The sequence below is a fragment of the Listeria monocytogenes genome (genome assembly GCF_900187225.1).
Classification (GTDB): Bacteria; Bacillota; Bacilli; order Lactobacillales; family Listeriaceae; genus Listeria; species Listeria monocytogenes.
On the sequence record NZ_LT906436.1, the window covers coordinates 2,650,131 to 2,667,366 of the forward strand.

At 40.9% G+C, this 17,236-nt stretch carries 16 protein-coding genes; all 16 read right to left on the reverse strand.

The window, feature by feature from the left end:
* Positions 1–61: 61 nt before the first annotated feature.
* The 16 genes from tuf to CKV70_RS13575 all read right to left on the reverse strand — a co-directional run bounded on the left by tuf (position 62) and on the right by CKV70_RS13575 (position 17,012).
* Entirely contained in the window at positions 62–1,249 is a 1,188-nt protein-coding gene (gene tuf, locus CKV70_RS13500; protein WP_003723640.1) for an elongation factor Tu, read from the reverse strand.
* A 108-nt stretch (positions 1,250–1,357) separates the two neighbouring features.
* Entirely contained in the window at positions 1,358–3,445 is a 2,088-nt protein-coding gene (fusA, locus tag CKV70_RS13505) for an elongation factor G (protein WP_003724965.1), read from the reverse strand.
* Positions 3,446–3,510: 65 nt separating this feature from the next.
* Positions 3,511–3,981, reverse strand: a complete 471-nt coding sequence (gene rpsG / locus CKV70_RS13510) for a 30S ribosomal protein S7 (RefSeq protein WP_003722012.1) — start codon at positions 3,979–3,981, stop codon at positions 3,511–3,513.
* Between the two features lie 30 nt (positions 3,982–4,011).
* Positions 4,012–4,425: a 30S ribosomal protein S12 gene (gene rpsL, locus CKV70_RS13515; RefSeq protein ID WP_003720973.1), complete on the reverse strand. Its 414-nt coding sequence runs from the start codon at positions 4,423–4,425 to the stop codon at positions 4,012–4,014.
* A 192-nt stretch (positions 4,426–4,617) separates the two neighbouring features.
* The gene (locus tag CKV70_RS13520; protein ID WP_003722014.1) at positions 4,618–6,015 is read right to left on the reverse strand and encodes a deoxyguanosinetriphosphate triphosphohydrolase; all 1,398 of its coding nucleotides are present in this window, start codon (positions 6,013–6,015) and stop codon (positions 4,618–4,620) included.
* A 14-nt stretch (positions 6,016–6,029) separates the two neighbouring features.
* Positions 6,030–6,509, reverse strand: a complete 480-nt coding sequence (locus CKV70_RS13525) for a GNAT family N-acetyltransferase (protein ID WP_003733050.1) — start codon at positions 6,507–6,509, stop codon at positions 6,030–6,032.
* Between the two features lie 133 nt (positions 6,510–6,642).
* Complete coding sequence (gene rpe, locus CKV70_RS13530) at positions 6,643–7,287, reverse strand: ribulose-phosphate 3-epimerase (protein ID WP_003722016.1); 645 nt, start codon at positions 7,285–7,287, stop codon at positions 6,643–6,645.
* Positions 7,284–9,299 (reverse strand): transketolase, encoded by a 2,016-nt coding sequence (gene tkt, locus CKV70_RS13535; RefSeq protein WP_003733052.1) that lies wholly within the window; start codon positions 9,297–9,299, stop codon positions 7,284–7,286. Before tkt ends, rpe begins: the two co-directional genes overlap by 4 nt.
* Positions 9,300–9,332: 33 nt before the next feature.
* Positions 9,333–10,007, reverse strand: coding sequence for a ribulose-phosphate 3-epimerase (locus tag CKV70_RS13540; protein ID WP_014601182.1), 675 nt, complete (start codon positions 10,005–10,007; stop codon positions 9,333–9,335).
* Between the two features lie 8 nt (positions 10,008–10,015).
* On the reverse strand, positions 10,016–10,456 hold the full coding sequence (gene rpiB / locus CKV70_RS13545; protein WP_003728561.1) for a ribose 5-phosphate isomerase B: 441 nt from the start codon (positions 10,454–10,456) through the stop codon (positions 10,016–10,018).
* Between the two features lie 194 nt (positions 10,457–10,650).
* Positions 10,651–11,682 (reverse strand): zinc-binding dehydrogenase, encoded by a 1,032-nt coding sequence (locus CKV70_RS13550; protein WP_003733054.1) that lies wholly within the window; start codon positions 11,680–11,682, stop codon positions 10,651–10,653.
* 1 nt (position 11,683) lies between these two features.
* Positions 11,684–12,736, reverse strand: a complete 1,053-nt coding sequence (locus tag CKV70_RS13555; protein WP_014601183.1) for a galactitol-1-phosphate 5-dehydrogenase — start codon at positions 12,734–12,736, stop codon at positions 11,684–11,686.
* A gap of 36 nt (positions 12,737–12,772) precedes the next feature.
* Entirely contained in the window at positions 12,773–14,044 is a 1,272-nt protein-coding gene (locus CKV70_RS13560; protein ID WP_003722022.1) for a PTS galactitol transporter subunit IIC, read from the reverse strand.
* 61 nt (positions 14,045–14,105) lie between these two features.
* On the reverse strand, positions 14,106–14,387 hold the full coding sequence (locus CKV70_RS13565; RefSeq protein WP_003722023.1) for a PTS sugar transporter subunit IIB: 282 nt from the start codon (positions 14,385–14,387) through the stop codon (positions 14,106–14,108).
* 57 nt (positions 14,388–14,444) lie between these two features.
* Positions 14,445–14,909 (reverse strand): PTS sugar transporter subunit IIA, encoded by a 465-nt coding sequence (locus CKV70_RS13570; protein WP_003722024.1) that lies wholly within the window; start codon positions 14,907–14,909, stop codon positions 14,445–14,447.
* Positions 14,910–14,942: 33 nt separating this feature from the next.
* Entirely contained in the window at positions 14,943–17,012 is a 2,070-nt protein-coding gene (locus CKV70_RS13575) for a BglG family transcription antiterminator (protein ID WP_003722025.1), read from the reverse strand.
* Positions 17,013–17,236: the final 224 nt, after the last annotated feature.

Sequence of the window (17,236 nt, forward strand, 5' to 3'; positions counted from 1 at the left end):
TTTCAGGCACAAAAAAACCGACAAAGCCAAATGACTTTGTCGGTTTGAATCGTATCAGATATTATTTGCTGATGTTAGAAACAACGCCAGCGCCTACTGTACGTCCGCCTTCACGGATAGAGAATTTAGTACCGTCTTCGATAGCGATTGGTGCAATTAGTTCAACTGCAAGCTCAATGTTATCACCAGGCATTACCATTTCAGTACCTTCTGGAAGTGTAACAATACCAGTTACGTCAGTAGTACGGAAATAGAATTGTGGGCGGTAGTTGTTGAAGAATGGAGTGTGACGTCCACCTTCTTCTTTAGTTAAAACATAAGTTTCAGCTTTGAAGTTAGTGTGTGGAGTAATCGAACCTGGTTTAGCTAATACTTGACCACGTTGGATATCTTCACGAGCAACACCACGTAGAAGTGCGCCAATGTTGTCGCCAGCTTCAGCGTAGTCTAGTAATTTACGGAACATTTCTACTCCAGTTACTACTACTTTTTTGCTTTCTTCTTCGATACCGATAACTTCTACTTCGTCACCAACTTTAACTTGTCCACGTTCAACACGTCCAGTTGCAACTGTTCCACGACCAGTGATTGAGAATACATCCTCAACTGGCATCATGAATGGTTTGTCAGTATCACGTTCTGGAGTTGGAATGTAAGAATCTACAGCTTCCATTAACTCGTCAATTTTAGCTTCCCAGTCAGCTTCACCTTGAAGTGCTTTAAGAGCTGAACCTTTGATTACAGGAATGTCATCGCCAGGGAATTCATATTCAGTTAATAGATCACGAATTTCCATTTCAACTAATTCTAGTAATTCTTCATCGTCAACCATGTCACATTTGTTCATGAATACAACGATGTATGGAACACCAACTTGACGTGAAAGTAAGATATGTTCACGAGTTTGTGGCATTGGGCCATCAGCAGCAGATACTACTAAGATAGCTCCGTCCATTTGTGCAGCACCAGTGATCATGTTTTTAACGTAATCGGCATGTCCTGGGCAGTCAACGTGTGCATAGTGACGGCTGTCAGTTTGGTACTCAACGTGAGCAGTAGAGATTGTGATTCCACGTTCTCTTTCTTCTGGAGCACCATCAATTTGGTCATAAGCTTGTGCATCAGCATAGCCTTTTTTAGCAAGTACAGTTGTAATTGCAGCAGTTAAAGTTGTTTTACCATGGTCAACGTGTCCAATAGTACCAATGTTAACATGGGGTTTAGAGCGGTCAAATTTTTCTTTTGCCATTTTAAAATATCCTCCTCGATAATTCGATAATTATTTTTTACTTAGCTTAAATTTAAACTAAGTAATACTTCTAACTAAAGTTATACTTGATGTTGCGAAAAAAATCAATTAATCTTCTTTGTTGTTTCCACCATTAGCTTTAATGATTTCTTCAGCAATAGATTTAGGAACTTCTTCATAGTGGTCAAATTGCATAGTGTATACACCACGACCTTGCGTACCTGAACGAAGGTGAGTTGCATAACCAAACATGTTTGCAAGTGGTACAAATGCGCGAACAACTTGAGCGTTACCGCGAGCTTCCATACCATCTACACGACCACGACGGGAAGTAATGTTACCCATGATATCACCAAGGTATTCTTCTGGGATAACAACCTCTACAGCCATCATAGGCTCAAGGATTACAGGATCACATTTCTTAGCAGCATTACGTAATGCCATTGAAGCAGCCACTTTGAAGGCCATTTCATTGGAATCGACGTCATGGTAAGATCCGTCGTAAAGTTTTGCTTTGATGTCAATCAGTGGGTAGCCTGCAAGTACACCATTATCTAGTGCGCCTTCAAGACCTGCTTGTACAGCTGGGATGTATTCACGTGGAACAACCCCACCAACGATTGCATTTTCAAATTCAAATCCTTTACCTTCTTCGTTTGGTCCGAATTCAATCCAAACGTGACCATATTGTCCACGTCCACCGGATTGACGTACGAATTTACCTTCAACTTGAGCAGATTTACGGAATGTTTCACGATAAGAAACTTGTGGATCACCAACGTTAGCTTCAACGCGGAATTCACGTCTCATACGGTCAACAAGGATGTCAAGGTGAAGTTCACCCATACCGGAGATAAGAGTTTGGCCAGTTTCTTGGTCAGTTTCAGCACGGAAAGTTGGATCTTCTTCCGCTAGTTTCGCAAGAGCTTGCCCCATTTTATCTTGGTCAGCTTTCGATTTAGGTTCGATAGCGACTTGGATAACTGGTTCTGGGAATTCCATGGATTCTAAGATAATTTGTTCTTTTTCATCACATAAAGTGTCCCCAGTAGTTGTATCTTTAAGTCCTACGGCAGCAGCGATGTCACCAGCGTATACGATCGAAATCTCTTCACGGTGATTAGCGTGCATTTGAAGGATACGTCCAACACGTTCACGTTTACCTTTAGTCGAGTTTTGTACATATGAACCGGAATTCAAAGTACCGGAATAAACACGGAAGAAAGTTAAGCGTCCAACATAAGGGTCAGTCATAACTTTGAATGCTAGGGAAGAGAATGGTTCTGAATCATCAGCGTGACGAGCAGCTTCTTCTCCATCAGGCAATACGCCGTTAATAGCTGGAACATCTGTTGGTGCTGGAAGGTAATCAAGTACTGCATCTAACATTGGTTGAACACCTTTGTTTTTGAATGCTGTACCACAAACTACAGGATAGAACTCAACGTTAAGTGTTCCTTTACGGATACCAGCTTTAAGTTCTTCTTTTGTAATTTCTTCGCCTTCTAGGTATTTCATCATTAGCTCTTCGTCAAGTTCAGCAACTGCTTCCACTAATTTACCGCGGTATTCGTCTGCTAAGTCTTTCAGATCAGCTGGAATTTCTTTAATATGAGGATCATTTCCTAAATCATCTTCGTAATACAACGCGTTCATTTCGATTAAGTCAATGATACCTTCAAATGTATCTTCGGCCCCGATTGGGAGTTGGATTGGGTGCGCGTTGGCAGCCAAACGTTCATGCAAAGTACCTACAGAATATAGGAAGTCTGCGCCGATTTTGTCCATTTTGTTGACGAATACTACACGAGGAACCCCGTAAGTAGTAGCTTGACGCCAAACTGTTTCTGTTTGTGGTTCTACACCAGATTGTGCATCTAGAACCGCAACAGCACCATCAAGTACACGAAGCGAACGTTCAACTTCAACTGTGAAGTCTACGTGTCCTGGTGTATCGATAATGTTTACTCGGTAGCCTTTCCATTGAGCTGTTGTCGCAGCAGAAGTGATAGTAATACCACGTTCTTGCTCTTGCTCCATCCAGTCCATTTGAGAAGCACCTTCATGGGTTTCACCAATTTTGTGAATACGCCCTGTATAGAAAAGGATACGTTCAGTAGTGGTAGTTTTACCCGCATCAATGTGGGCCATGATACCAATATTACGAGTCTTTTCTAAGGAGAACTCTCTAGCCATGTTGTATTTCTCCTTCCATAAAACAATTTTTCAGGCAATACGCCTGGAATTTGTCAGTGATTTTTTTACCAACGATAGTGAGCGAACGCTCTGTTAGCATCAGCCATTTTGTGTGTATCTTCGCGTTTCTTAACAGAAGCACCAGTATTATTGGCAGCATCCATGATTTCGCGAGCAACACGTACTTCCATTGTTTTCTCTCCACGAAGGCGAGCATAATTTACTAACCAACGAAGACCAAGAGTAGAACGACGGTCAGCACGTACTTCGATAGGTACTTGATAGTTAGCACCACCTACACGGCGAGCTTTAACTTCAAGAAGAGGCATAATGTTCTTCATAGCTTGTTCAAATACTTCCATCGGATCTTTACCAGTTTCTTGTGCAATGATATCGAATGCGGAATATAGGATAGCTTGAGACTTTCCACGTTTTCCGTCAACCATCATTTTATTAATTAAACGAGTTACTAGTTTCGAATTATAAATCGGATCTGGTAACACGTCACGTTTAGCAACAGGACCTTTACGAGGCATCGGATATCCTCCTTTCATATTTTATAAGTATTATTTTTTAGGTTTTTTCGTACCGTATTTAGAACGGCTTTGTCCTCTATTTTCAACACCAGCTGTATCAAGCGCTCCACGAACGATATGATAACGTACCCCTGGTAAATCTTTTACACGTCCACCACGAATAAGAACAACACTATGTTCTTGTAAGTTGTGACCAATACCAGGAATGTAAGCTGTTACTTCAATACCATTACTCAAACGTACACGGGCATATTTACGAAGCGCCGAGTTAGGTTTTTTAGGAGTCATGGTACCAACACGAGTACATACGCCACGTTTTTGAGGAGAGTTAACGTCTGTTAATTCTCTTTTAAAACTGTTTAGGCCCTTGTTCAAAGCAGGTGATGTAGATTTTTTAATTTTAGATTGACGAGGTTTGCGTACTAATTGGTTAATTGTAGGCATGGGATAAATTCCTCCTTCCTTATTTAGTAGTTCCACACATCCAGGTGGTTCATTTTTTCGGTAAAATAAAATGGCTGTAAGTTCGACCTACAACGCTGTTTTATTTTCAGACCTCTGTTTATAGTAGAGGCACCTTGAATATAGTAACACCTTGAGGTTTAGATGTCAAGGTGTTACTTGAAATTTAGTTAATTAACTAAGTCCATTCAAACGTTGATATAAATCTTTCGCGTAGCTGTCGGTCATGCCGCAAATGAAGTCTGTTACGAGAAGTAATCGCAAGTAAAGTTTCATTGTTTCGCTTTCGCCTTCTGCGTTTTTGCGGTAACAGCCTAGGTAGTTGTCGGAAATCAAGGTTAGTAGGCGTTTATCTTTGGCTGTTTGGCGTTCTGGGGTTTCGCTGTCGTAGTAGATGACAGCTGGGATGAACGTTTCGAGCAATTTGGAGATGATTTCGTTGCCGGCGATTTCGGATTCAACAATGCCTTTATCTTGGTAAATGTACGTGAATGATAGGCTTTGTAAAATTTGTACGAGTTGTTCGGCGCTTGAAGCATCGATGAGCGAGTCGTTGAATGTGCCTGCCATGATGGCGTCGTAGTTCTCGTAAAACACTTCGAGTGAGCGATTGATTAGTTGGCCGCGGACATTCGATGCTAGCCATTGTTGTACGATGAAACTTTCTTCTTGTCCTTCGTAACGCTCGCTTTTTTTCTTGAGTTCGTTATAGCACGCGGCAGTGACTTTATTGTGCTCTTCTACTTCTTCAAAACCTTTTAAGATTTGCGTGATGTTGACGATGCCTTTTTTCACACCGTCTTCTAGGTCGGCATTTAGGTACGCGATATCGTCTGCCACTTCTAGTAAATAAGTGAGCGGATGACGGTTATCAAGTGCTTCTGTTGCAGTTGTTATTTCATTAAAAAGAGATTCATCGGCGTAAAAATAGCCTAGTTTTTTACTTTTGATTTGTTTTTTATTTACTTTTAAAGAAGAAACTGGGTATTTGATAACCGCATTTAAAGTGGCAAATGTTAGGTTTAATCCGTACTGGTCGAAAAGATAATGCAGTTTGGAAACTACACGAAGCACTTGCGCGTTACCTTCAAAGTAATAAAAGTCTTCTTTCATTTGCGGTGTTAGGATTTCTGCAAGGCTTTTATTTTTGTAAGTGATTGTTGCTAAATTATCGCGGAACCACTCACGGATACTTTCCTCACCAAAATGACCGAACGGCGGATTCCCCATATCATGTAAAAGTCCTGCACAAGCAAGGATTTCCGGAATTTTTTCCGCATGATCTTTTGTGAAATCTTGGTCTAAGTTTTCTTCTTGGATCGTGTGTGTAACCATGTTCCCCATTGATTTTGCAATCGTACTTACTTCCATTGAATGGGTTAGTCGTGTACGAACAAAATCGCTTTTTTCTAGTGGGAATACTTGGGTTTTATCTTGTAAACGGCGAAACGATGCACTCATAACGATACGCTGAAAATCATTTTCGAAAGCGCTACGTACGTCGGTGTTTTTCGAGCGAGTGACACCAGATTCGCGGCGACGTTTATCATTTAATAGTTTATCCCATTTCATTTAAATCCCATCCTTTATAGGTTGCTTAGTTTTTCCATTTCGGCTTTAGTGAGCCTATGTACGGTCCATTCTGACATTTTCTCTGCGCCAATTTTTTCGTAAAAATCCATGCCTGATTTATTTTCATTTAGGCACCACCACTCAAATCTACCGCAATCTCGTGCTAGGGCAAGTTTGGATAAATAACTGAAAAACTGTGTTCCAAAGCCTTTACCTCGCATTTCTGGAATGATGTACAGGTCTTCTAGGTATAAGCCTTTTTTGCCAAGTAATGTGGAAAAATTATGGAAAAAGAGTGCGAAACCAACTGGCGCGTCTTCGTATTCAGCAATAATTACTTCAGCTGATTTTTCTTGAAAAAGGGCTTTGTGTAAGCCAGATTCTGTTGCTACTACATCTTTTTCAATCCCTTCATGCGTTGCAAGTTCTGTAATAAAACGAAGAATTAACTTCGTATCTTGTTCTGTACCGTTTCGAAATGTTAGTTGTGTCATGTATCTCTTCCTTTTCGTTGTCGTATTAATTTAAGTATAAGCTAGAGTGCGGGATGTATCAATTAAAAAAATATCTACTATATAATATAAAAAAACTAGGCGCTTTTTGGGCAACCTAGTTTTTTTGGGTGTTTTATTTTTTTAAGCCTTGGATGCATGCTGCTTTATCTGTTGCTCCAAAGAAATATGATCCAGCAACGAGGATATCTACGCCCGCTTGCTTACATTTTTCTGCTGTTTCGGCATTTACGCCACCGTCTACTTCGATAACATAGCTACCGTGATTTTTTCGGCGCCAATTATCTAGATAGCGCATATTTTTGATGGTAGAATCAATGAAAGCTTGTCCACCAAAACCTGGATTTACGGTCATTTGTAAAACTAAATCTACATCTGCTAAAACGGCATCCAGCACGCTCGCCGGAGTTCCTGGATTAAGCACGACTCCCGCTTTACAACCCGCTGCTTTAATTTGTTGAATGACGCGGTGGATGTGCGGTGCGGCTTCGATGTGCACGGAAATAATGTGTGCACCAGCTGCGGCAAATTTTTCAATATAGTTTTCTGGGTTCGAGAGCATTAAGTGGACATCCAGTGGAATAGTTGCTGTTTTGCCAATTTGTTCCACCATATCAATTCCAAACGTCAGATTCGGCACAAAATGTCCGTCCATGACATCGATATGAAGGTAGTCAGCTCCGGCATCTTCTGCTTCTTTAATGGAGTTTGCCATATTCATATAATCAGCTGCAAGTAAAGATGGCGCTACGAATGTCATACGCGCACACCGGCTTTCGCAATTACAGCTTCGACGCGATCCGCCACATTTTCAGGAGTGAAGCCGTAAGCGTTAAACAAATCTTTCGCTGGAGCAGATGCGCCAAAATGATCAATTCCTAGCATGTCACCTTCTGATCCAATGAATTCTTTCCAACCAAATGTTGCTCCGGCTTCAATCGCAAATCTCGCTGTGACTTCTTTTGGTAAAATACTTTCTTTATACGCATCGGTTGTTTTTTCGAAGCGTTCCCAGCTGGATAAACTGACAACGGAAACGTCGATATCTTTTTTCGCGAGTTCGGCTTTCGCTTCGATTGCCAGGGACACTTCGGACCCTGTTGCGATAATGATTGCGTCTGGTTTGGAACTATTTGCTGGAGCTACGATATATGCACCTTTTTCGATCCCTGCATCTACTTCTTCTTGGTCGTTTTCGAGTACCGGTAAGTCTTGACGTGATAATACAAGTGCGATCGGGCCGTTTGTGTTAGTTGCAGCGATTTCCCAAGCAGCGCGCGTTTCTTTGGCATCAGCTGGTCGGATAACGGTTAGACCTGGCATGGCACGAAGCGAGGCTAATTGTTCGATTGGTTCATGTGTCGGGCCGTCTTCACCAACAGCGATACTGTCATGCGTGAATACATATGTTACTGGAAGTTGCATTAAAGCAGCCATCCGCATTGCTGGGCGGACATAGTCTGAGAAGACGAAGAAAGTCGAGCCAAATACTCGTAAGCCGCTATGAAGTGCCATTCCGTTTAACATTGCTCCCATCGCAAACTCGCGCACGCCGAACCAAATATTTTTACCAGCTGGGTCTTGAATGCTATACGCTGGGCTCGCATCAATAAATGTTTTATTCGAGCAACCTAAGTCAGCAGACCCACCGAAAAGTTCCGGTAATTCGGCTGCAATCGCGTTGATCATTTTTCCAGAAGCAGAGCGCGTTGCGACATTTGTGCCTGCTTCAAAAGTTGGCAAATTAGCATTCCAATCAGCTGCTACTTCTCCCGCTAGCACTCGATCTAATTGTCTCGCAAGTTCTGGGAATTCTTTTTTGTAATTAGCAAGCATCGTGTTCCAAGCGCCTTCTAGTTTTTCTCCGCGCGCTTTGTAATTTCTTAAATAATCACGAACTTCAGCCGGTACTGTGAAAGGCTCTTCTGCCCATTCATAATGTTCTTTCGCGCCATTAGCTTCTTTTTCACCAAGCGGAGCACCGTGACTTGCGGAGCTACCTGCTTTTGTTGGCGCACCGTAACCAATGACTGTTTTCACTTCGATTAGTGTTGGTTTTGATGTTTCTAATTTAGCTTGAACAATTTTTTCTTGAATAGCTGCTAAGTTGTTGCCATCTTCTACGCGCAAAACTTGCCATCCGTATGCACGGAAACGGTCTGCTGCATTTTCACTGAATGTTGCACTTAAATCACCATCTAAACAAATATCGTTTGAATCGTATAGTACGATTAATTTTCCAAGTCCTAAATGTCCTGCAAGTGAGGCTGTTTCTGATGCCACACCTTCCATCAAATCGCCATCACCGCAAATCGCATACGTGTAATGGTCGACAATTGGGTAGTTTGGTTGGTTATATTCCGCCGCCAAATGAGACTCTGCAAGTGCCATTCCAGCTGCCATACCAATCCCTTGTCCAAGCGGTCCACTCGTTGCATCAACTCCTGCAGTCCATCCGAATTCAGGATGTCCTGGTGTCAAACTATCTAACTGACGGAACTGTTTTAAGTCCTCCATTTTCACATCATAACCAAATAAATGAAGCATGCTATAAAGTAGCGCGGACCCGTGCCCTGCTGATAAGACAAATCGGTCGCGGTTAAACCATTCTGGGTTGGCTGGGTTAAATACTAAATGTTTCGCAAATAGCATATACGCCATTGGTGCTGCTCCCATCGGCATTCCCGGGTGTCCTGAATTTGCTTTCTCAATCATATCAATTGATAACGAACGAATCGTATCTACTGCTTGTCTATCTAATGTTTTTTTCAAAACGGTCATCTCCCTTAAATTCTTTGTGCTTTATTACACATGTTTTTCTACATTGGACCAAATGTGCACTAATCTTTCTGCATAACTCGTTTTATCTCGGTCATGAAAAAGTGCCGATGTTCCCAGTACATAAATATCTGGTAAACAGTCTCGCATCAAGCCAACTGTTTCTTTATTAATATTGCCATCCACTTCGATGAGCGGCGCATGGATTTTTCCAGCTAGTTTTGCTTTTAAATCATGCAATTTCTGCAATACATCTGTTTGAAATTTCTGCCCCGCAAAACCTGGATTTACGGTCATCATTAACACCATTTCCACATCATCTAAATACGGATAAATGGCTTCAATCGGGGTTTCCGGATTTATCGCAATTGATGGTTTGACGTTGTAAGAGCGGATTTTCCGGATGATTTCTGACACGTCTTCCGCTACTTCTACATGAAAAGAAATATATTCCGGTTTCACCGGGCCAAACATGTCAATATATTTAAGTGGGGTAATAGTAGCCAAATGTATGTCTAGAGGGATTTCTGTATTGTTTCGCACTATTTCCAAATATTCTGGACCGAGTGCAAGATTATTCACATATACACCGTCCATCACATCGCAGTGTAGTAGTTCCACACCAGCAGATTCAAGGCGCCGGAGTTCTTCACCTAAATGTAGTTGGTCTGCACACATAATTGAAGCGGCTATTTTCCTCATGTTCATCCTCACTTTCTTTCAAGTTCAGTAATTTTATCCAAGCGGCGTTTATGGCGATCCCCTGCAAATGATGCCTCAAGCCAAGTATCCACAAGTAAAAGTGCTAATCCTTCGCCGATAACACGTTCGCCTAGGCAGAGAACATTGCTATTGTTATGTTCACGAGTGGCGCGCGCTGAAAAAGTATCCGAAACAACCGCAGCACGGATTCCATCGACTTTATTCGCAGCAATACTCATACCAATCCCAGTTCCACAACACAAAATACCGAGCTCCGATTGCCCGCTTACTACTTGATTGGCAACTTCTTCTGCATAAGATGGAAAATCGACACTTTCATCTGTATATGTTCCAATATCAACAACTTCAATATCTTTTTCACGTAAATGTTTCACAATGGCATCTTTTAGTCGACGTCCGCCGTGGTCACAACCAATTGTTAATTTCATTTAATTTCACCTTCATTAATAGATTTTTTTCTTTTAACGTCTTATAATGAAATGGAACCGAGAACATACGCGAATATGTTCTCGGCTCATTTCTAAGGATGACTACTGTAAAACATCTGAGCCCGAGAAGCTTTGGATTCGTTTGCACGGTTATCCTTTTTTTGATGTTTTTTCATACAGCCCATCCTCCATTATTAAGATTTCACTAATACTTTAATTTCATTACCTGCCATAACTGCCTCGAAAGCCTCGCGCCAGTCATCTAAACCATATACTTTGGTAATCATTTTATCTGTATCGATTTTGCCATTAGCAAGTAAGTCGAGTGCTAAAATCCAAGAAGATGGTTTTTGAGAACGGCTGCCAATATAAGCAATTTCACGTTGGATAATAGATTCTTCATCAATCGCATTTTTCTTTTCGGCAAAAAGTCCTACTTGAACAAAATCGCCTTTTTTCTTCGTTAGAGGTAATCCTTGATTTACAGCTGGTACTGCGCCTGAGCAATCAAATACGCGTTCCGCTCCGTAACCCCCTGTCATGCCGAGCACAACTTCAGCCAAGTCTTCTTTTAAGGTATCGACAATCCGGTCCATTCCAAGTTCTTTTGCTAGACGTAAGCGGTCGCTATCTTTGGTAATTCCTGCCATAATCACCGTTGCCCCTTGCGCTTTCACAACTTGAGCTAGTAATAATCCAATTGGCCCCGGTCCGAAAACAAGTACTGTGTCATCTGGACGAATTGTTGTTTTTTCAAGCGCCGAATGCACGCAACATGCAAGTGGTTCTGTCAGTGCTGCTGCTTCGAGCGAAATACGTTCATCTAGCACGTGGCAACTTTCCTCGCGAGATAAAACAAATTCTGCAAAACTACCATTTGCTTGCGTACCAATGCCGCGACGATTGCTACATAAATTGTAATCGTGTTCCTTACAATAAATACATTCTCCACAAGTTTCAAAAGTTGTTTCACTTGTGACACGGTCTCCCACTTTGATACTCGTTACATCTGGCCCAACTTCTACAACGACACCAGAAAATTCATGTCCAAGTGTGACGGGAGTTGTTGGATTTTTGTATTCTCCTTTAAACGTATGGATATCTGATCCGCAAATACCAGTGAATGCTACTTTGATTTTTACTTTGTCGCCATAGACTTGTGGTTCTTCCACATCTTTTAGCTCCATTTGATCATATCCGGGATTTGTTTTTACTACTGCTTTCAAATTAATCGTCACCTTTCTGCGGCAATATCATCACTTTGTTATAATCATGCTCTCTTGAAAGAATCATATCAAAAGCTTCTTTCGTTTCCTCTAGCTTATAACGATGCGAAATTAGTGGTTTCAGTTTAATTCGACCTTGTTTCACGAATTCAATCGACGTACGCCATTCCTCACCTGGAAATGGTGCCGAGTAAGAATTCCAAAAACCTTTAAGCGTTAATTCGCGTCTGAAAATATTTTCAAAAGCTTCCTCGTGTAAAAGTACATCTGCGTAAGCTATTCCTAGAAAACCAACTTTACCTTTTTTCTTCGTTACAAGTAAGCATTGTTCTTGGGTTATTTTTGAACCAGCACACTCGAGCGCGATATCAGCTCCAAGACCATTTGTATAAGCAAAAACGCGTTCTTTTAAGTCTTCATTTTTTGGATTAATGGTGTATTTACAACCGAATTCCCGCGCGTCTGCTAATTTTTTATCACTAATGTCAACCGCGATAATATCTTTCACTCCCGCAAGAAGTAAGCATTGTACAACCAAGATTCCAATCGTGCCAATTCCGAAGACAATGACCGTATCGCCAAGTCTCGGCTGAATACCAAGTACCCCATGCATCGATACAGCAAGTGGCTCAATCATCGCACCTTCCTCAAAATCAAGGTCGCCGATAGAAATGACATTGTCGGCTTTCATGACAACATTTTCTGCAAATCCCCCGTGAAAATGTGACCCCACCATCCGGTAGTTATCACATAGCGCGAAATCGCCTGCTTTACAATAATTACATTCCATACAAGGCTCAAGTGGAATCCCTGCAACCCGGTCACCAATAGCTACATTTGTTACTTCACTACCAATTTCCGTAATCACACCTGCGAATTCATGTCCCATTACAGCAGGCAATGGGTATTTCCAGCGAGTCTGCATTTTATGAATATCTGATCCACATATTCCGACTGCTTTTACTTCAACACGAACTTGATCTTTCCCGCAAGTCGCTTCATCAATTTGTTCTGCTTTTATTACATTATTCTCGTATAACACAGCTGCTCTCATGTTACTATCACCTCTTCTATATCATTAAGACAAAACTTAGAAAATAGCTGCCCAAGCTTGAGAGAATTTAAGAATAACCCAGTTAAAGAAGTTACCACCCATATCAAGTGTACTAACTTGTGTTGCTCCTTTAGGGAATTCGTAAACACCTTTCATCATTTCTGTATGAACAAGACCGAAGTCAGTTGCCATAAGAAGCGCTAGTGCAATAACTACAGTTCCAGCTAAAACGGAATGAAGAATGTTACCTTTACGAGATGCTACTACGAATGATACGTAGAATGGAATAGTTGCCAAGTCACCAAAAGGAAGTACTTTGTTACCAGGAATGATAACAGCTAAGAAAAGAGTGATTGGAACAAGGATTAAACCAGTAGAAATATTCGCTGGGTGACCGATAGAAAGTGCTGCATCAAGACCGATATAAAGTTCGCGGCCTTTGAAACGAGATTTCATGAATTCACGAGCGGATTCTGAAATTGGAATTAAACCTTCCATTAAAATTTTAACCATACGAGGCATTAAGAACATTACCGCACCCATGGACATACCAAGTTGTGCAACTGCCCCAACGTCATAGCCTGCAAGAATACCGATTGCAATACCTAGAATAAGACCCATCATCATTGGTTCCCCGAAAATACCAAAACGTTTTTGAATAGTTTCTGGGTCAACGTGGATGTTTTTAATACCAGGGATTTTAGCGATTAGCCAACCAACCGGAATACCGATGAAACCGAATGCTGCTGTAGAACCTGTTGGTAAGGAGATCCCTTTTAAGCCGTAAAATTCTTCTACCATAGGTTGTGTTCTATCTGCCATCCAAAGAACAGCAACTTCATAGATAATGGCACAAAGAATCGCGAACCACCAGTTACCACCAGTTACGATATAACCAGTTGCACCTGCTGCGATGAAATGCCAATAGTTCCAAATATCAATATCGAGTGTTTTCGTAACTTTGAAGAAAATAAGTGCTAAGTTAACTACCAAACAGATTGGAATTAAAATTGCTGCAACTGGAGAAGCCCATGAAGCCGCGGCTGCTGCTGGCCAACCTGCATCAATAATTGTTAAATTCAGTCCAAAACGCTCAACCATTTGTTGCGCTGCCGGACCTAAGTTACTAGATAGTAAACTAATAACAAGGTTAATACCTACAAACCCGATACCAATCGTAATCGCTGAACGAAGCGCTTTCTTTGCTGGTACTCGGAAAATTAATGCAATAAAGAAAATCATAATAGGCAAAATAACTGTAGGCCCCAAGTTTAAAACATACTGTACTCCTGACAGAAGTGTATCCATTTAATATTTCCTCCTTTTTTCTCTGTTTAATGATGATTTTTAAACTCCCTTGCGCAGCCTTTTATTTAAGGTGCGCAAGTATTTCTTCGTCTAATTCTTCCATACCCATACCAGTGATATAAGAAGTTGCAATAATTGCTGGGATTTTGTAAGTTGTTGGTAAGATAGTTGTTGATACGATTAAGTCTGCTCCGTCTTGCATGGATGCTGCTTCTGAAATTTTAATTTGTTTTACTTCTGCATCCACGTTGTTTTCTTTTACCAAACGTTCTACTCTGTCCGTTACTACTGTTGATGTTGCAATTCCTGCTCCACAAGCTACCAAAATTTTAAATTGTCCCATGATAAATTCCTCCTAATTAATTGCTGCGATTTCCCGCGGCTAATTTTCCTGTTTTTTTTAAACGGCTATTGTTTCTAAAATTTGTTTTACTTCGTCTTCATCTTTCGCTCTGAGTAATGCGGCTACATTGTCTTTATCTTGAATCGTCCCCATCAATTGCTGAAGTACCGCGAGCTGGCTGTGAGGTTCATTTAGTCCAAGTACGAAAATCAAATTCGCTTCAACCGTTTGACCAGCATCTTCCATTAATTTAAATGGAATGCCATCTTTCACAGTGATTACGGCGATAAATTGTTCCGTAACGCATTCTGGATCCGTGTGCGGTAATGCCACGCCGTATCCATCTAATTTTAGCCCCGTTGGAAAGGTTTGTTCACGGTCTGTTAGTCTCGTTAAAAAGTCATCCGTAACATACCCTTCAGACTTTCCACTTTCTGCGACCATTTGGAATAGGTCCTCTTGTTTCTCGATATCCGATTGAACCCAAACCATTCCTTTTTTCAAAAATTGTACTAAATCCATTACGAAATCCTCCTGTAATTCTTTCTGACTTCTCTACATTGTCTTTTTTGTTTCCAAGTCCGTGAAGTTTTTAATTATTTGGTGCATTTCTTCTGTGTTCGCAGCATCCGCAAGTTTTTTCAGTTCTTTTTTGTTCTCCGATAATTCCATCAATTGTAGTAAAGCTGTGAAGTGAGCGTTTTTATCTATGGCTGCAATGACAACGATAAAATGTAGTTCTTTACCGCCTTCGAGTGGCAGACCTTCTTCTAGATAAAGCAAGCTCATTCCGAGGCTATTTACTCCTTTTTCCGTTTCAGCATGAGGGATAGCTATCGTATTACGGAGAATGATGTTCATAATCGGTGCTGGATATTGCCGTTTCATTTCTTCCACGTAGGCTGGCTCCACCACTCCCGCTGAAAGTAACGGTAAAGCTGCATGATAAATTGCTTCATGCCAATCTTTCACTGATTTCTTACGTGTGATTCGCGTTACTTCAAGCAAATCTGCGAGTGAGCTTTTGCCTTCGTGTTTAGATGTGTTTTCTTCTGGAACTGGCATTAAATAGTCTGCTAGCACTTTTTCAAGACGGGCAGCATCTTTAATATCAGCAAATTTGGAAATTGTTTTCATTAATTGATCGACGCTTATATTCACCTCATCCACTAAGTAAACCGACCGCATCACCCGGCGTCTAAGCTCCAGGCGCTCTTTCCCATCCATCAATTGGTTGATAAGGAAAAATTTCTTGTCGGTCGAAAGTGGCACTGCGGAAAATACAATGTCATAACCTAACTTTGTTTGTTCAAATTCTCGAATCGACATCGCTTGATAGAAAAATATTTCCGGGAAAAGGCTTCGTAATGTTTTTTCCATCAATCTCGAAATCGACAATCCGTTCGGACAAACCACAACTGCTTTTAGTCTCGTTTGTAATTTCTCTGTGGATTCGATTAAATGCCCTCCAATGAAAAGGGTAATAAATATACTTTCATTTTCAGGAACTTTGCTACCAATAAAACGTTCTAATGGTGCTAACGACTCTTTCACGATGTAATGCACGGCTTGGAATTCTTGATCAATCTTGTCTAAAATGCTGTAATCTGTTGTAAGATGATACTTAATCCGATAATACGCAGGTTTAATATGTGCAAATAATTTTTCAAGTAACGATTCTTTGTCTACTAGTTGAATACAAGCCTTTTTCTCAAATTCGCTTAGAACTTGTTCCAGTGCCAGTCTTAACTTGTGCGTTTCCTCCGATTTCAAATATTGTTTCGGAAGTACATTGGAAGTTAAAAGTTGCAAGGTGATGTACATTCGCTCTGCTTCTGGCATATTCGGCTCTTCTTCAATAAAAATCTCTGCTGCTCCGTATTCCCGAGTATCTGACAATTCATTGTAGTCAATCAGGAAAGATGTCGTAATTGTTTGCCCTTTCTTCATCCGCCGAAAAACAGCTTCTAAAATGTAAGGCAGTATTTGCATTTTATTGTCAATAAAATGCAAATTCAGGTGATGCTCGACTTGTTCCAATTTTTCCCGAAGCTCTTTAATTCTCGCTTCATCCACTTGCATGAAATCCTGTAAATACTCTTCGCCGCCAAAACTTTCTATGATGTGTTCTGCCGCATAAATGAGCGCCGTCCGCTGGTTCCACTCATCTCCATCAATTAAATAGCCACGCATTCGTGAATATTTTACTTCGAGGTTGAATTTATCGAGTGTCTTTTGTACCAGCTTCAAGTCTCGTAATACGGTGTTCTTACTCACCTCCAGCTCGCTTATAAAGTGATTAAGGGATAACTCTTCACTTCCTGTTGTTAACATGAGGATGATTAGACTAGCGCGCTCCTTTTCTGACGGGATGTACCAATCTGTTTTTTCGCCATCTTCCTCACCAATGATTTGAAACAGGTCAGGTTCTACGATAAATCGACCATTTGCAGCTCGATGAATCTTCGGATAAGTCTGTTCTTCTAGCCAGTTGTTAATTTTTTGGAAACTATAGTCGACTTGTCTTCGAGTTAAACCAAATTTTGCTTGTAAGTTCGTACTCGATGTGTCAGGATGTCGTAAGAGTTCTTTTAAAAGTGAATTACTTCTCTCATCCAAATACATATCGTTCCCTCCTGTTCGTTTTAATTATAAATCTAAATCTAATAAAAATGTACACGCTTTCATCCCAATAACTTGCGGAAAGAATGTACATCATTGGGCTTTACTTGTGACTTTTTTAACAATCCTGTTATTTCCAAATATGTGAAAGTTGCTTGTAAAGCTTGTTTATAGCGTGATTGTGAAACTTCATGAAGGTAGGTAAAATCTGCTTTGAAACAAAAATG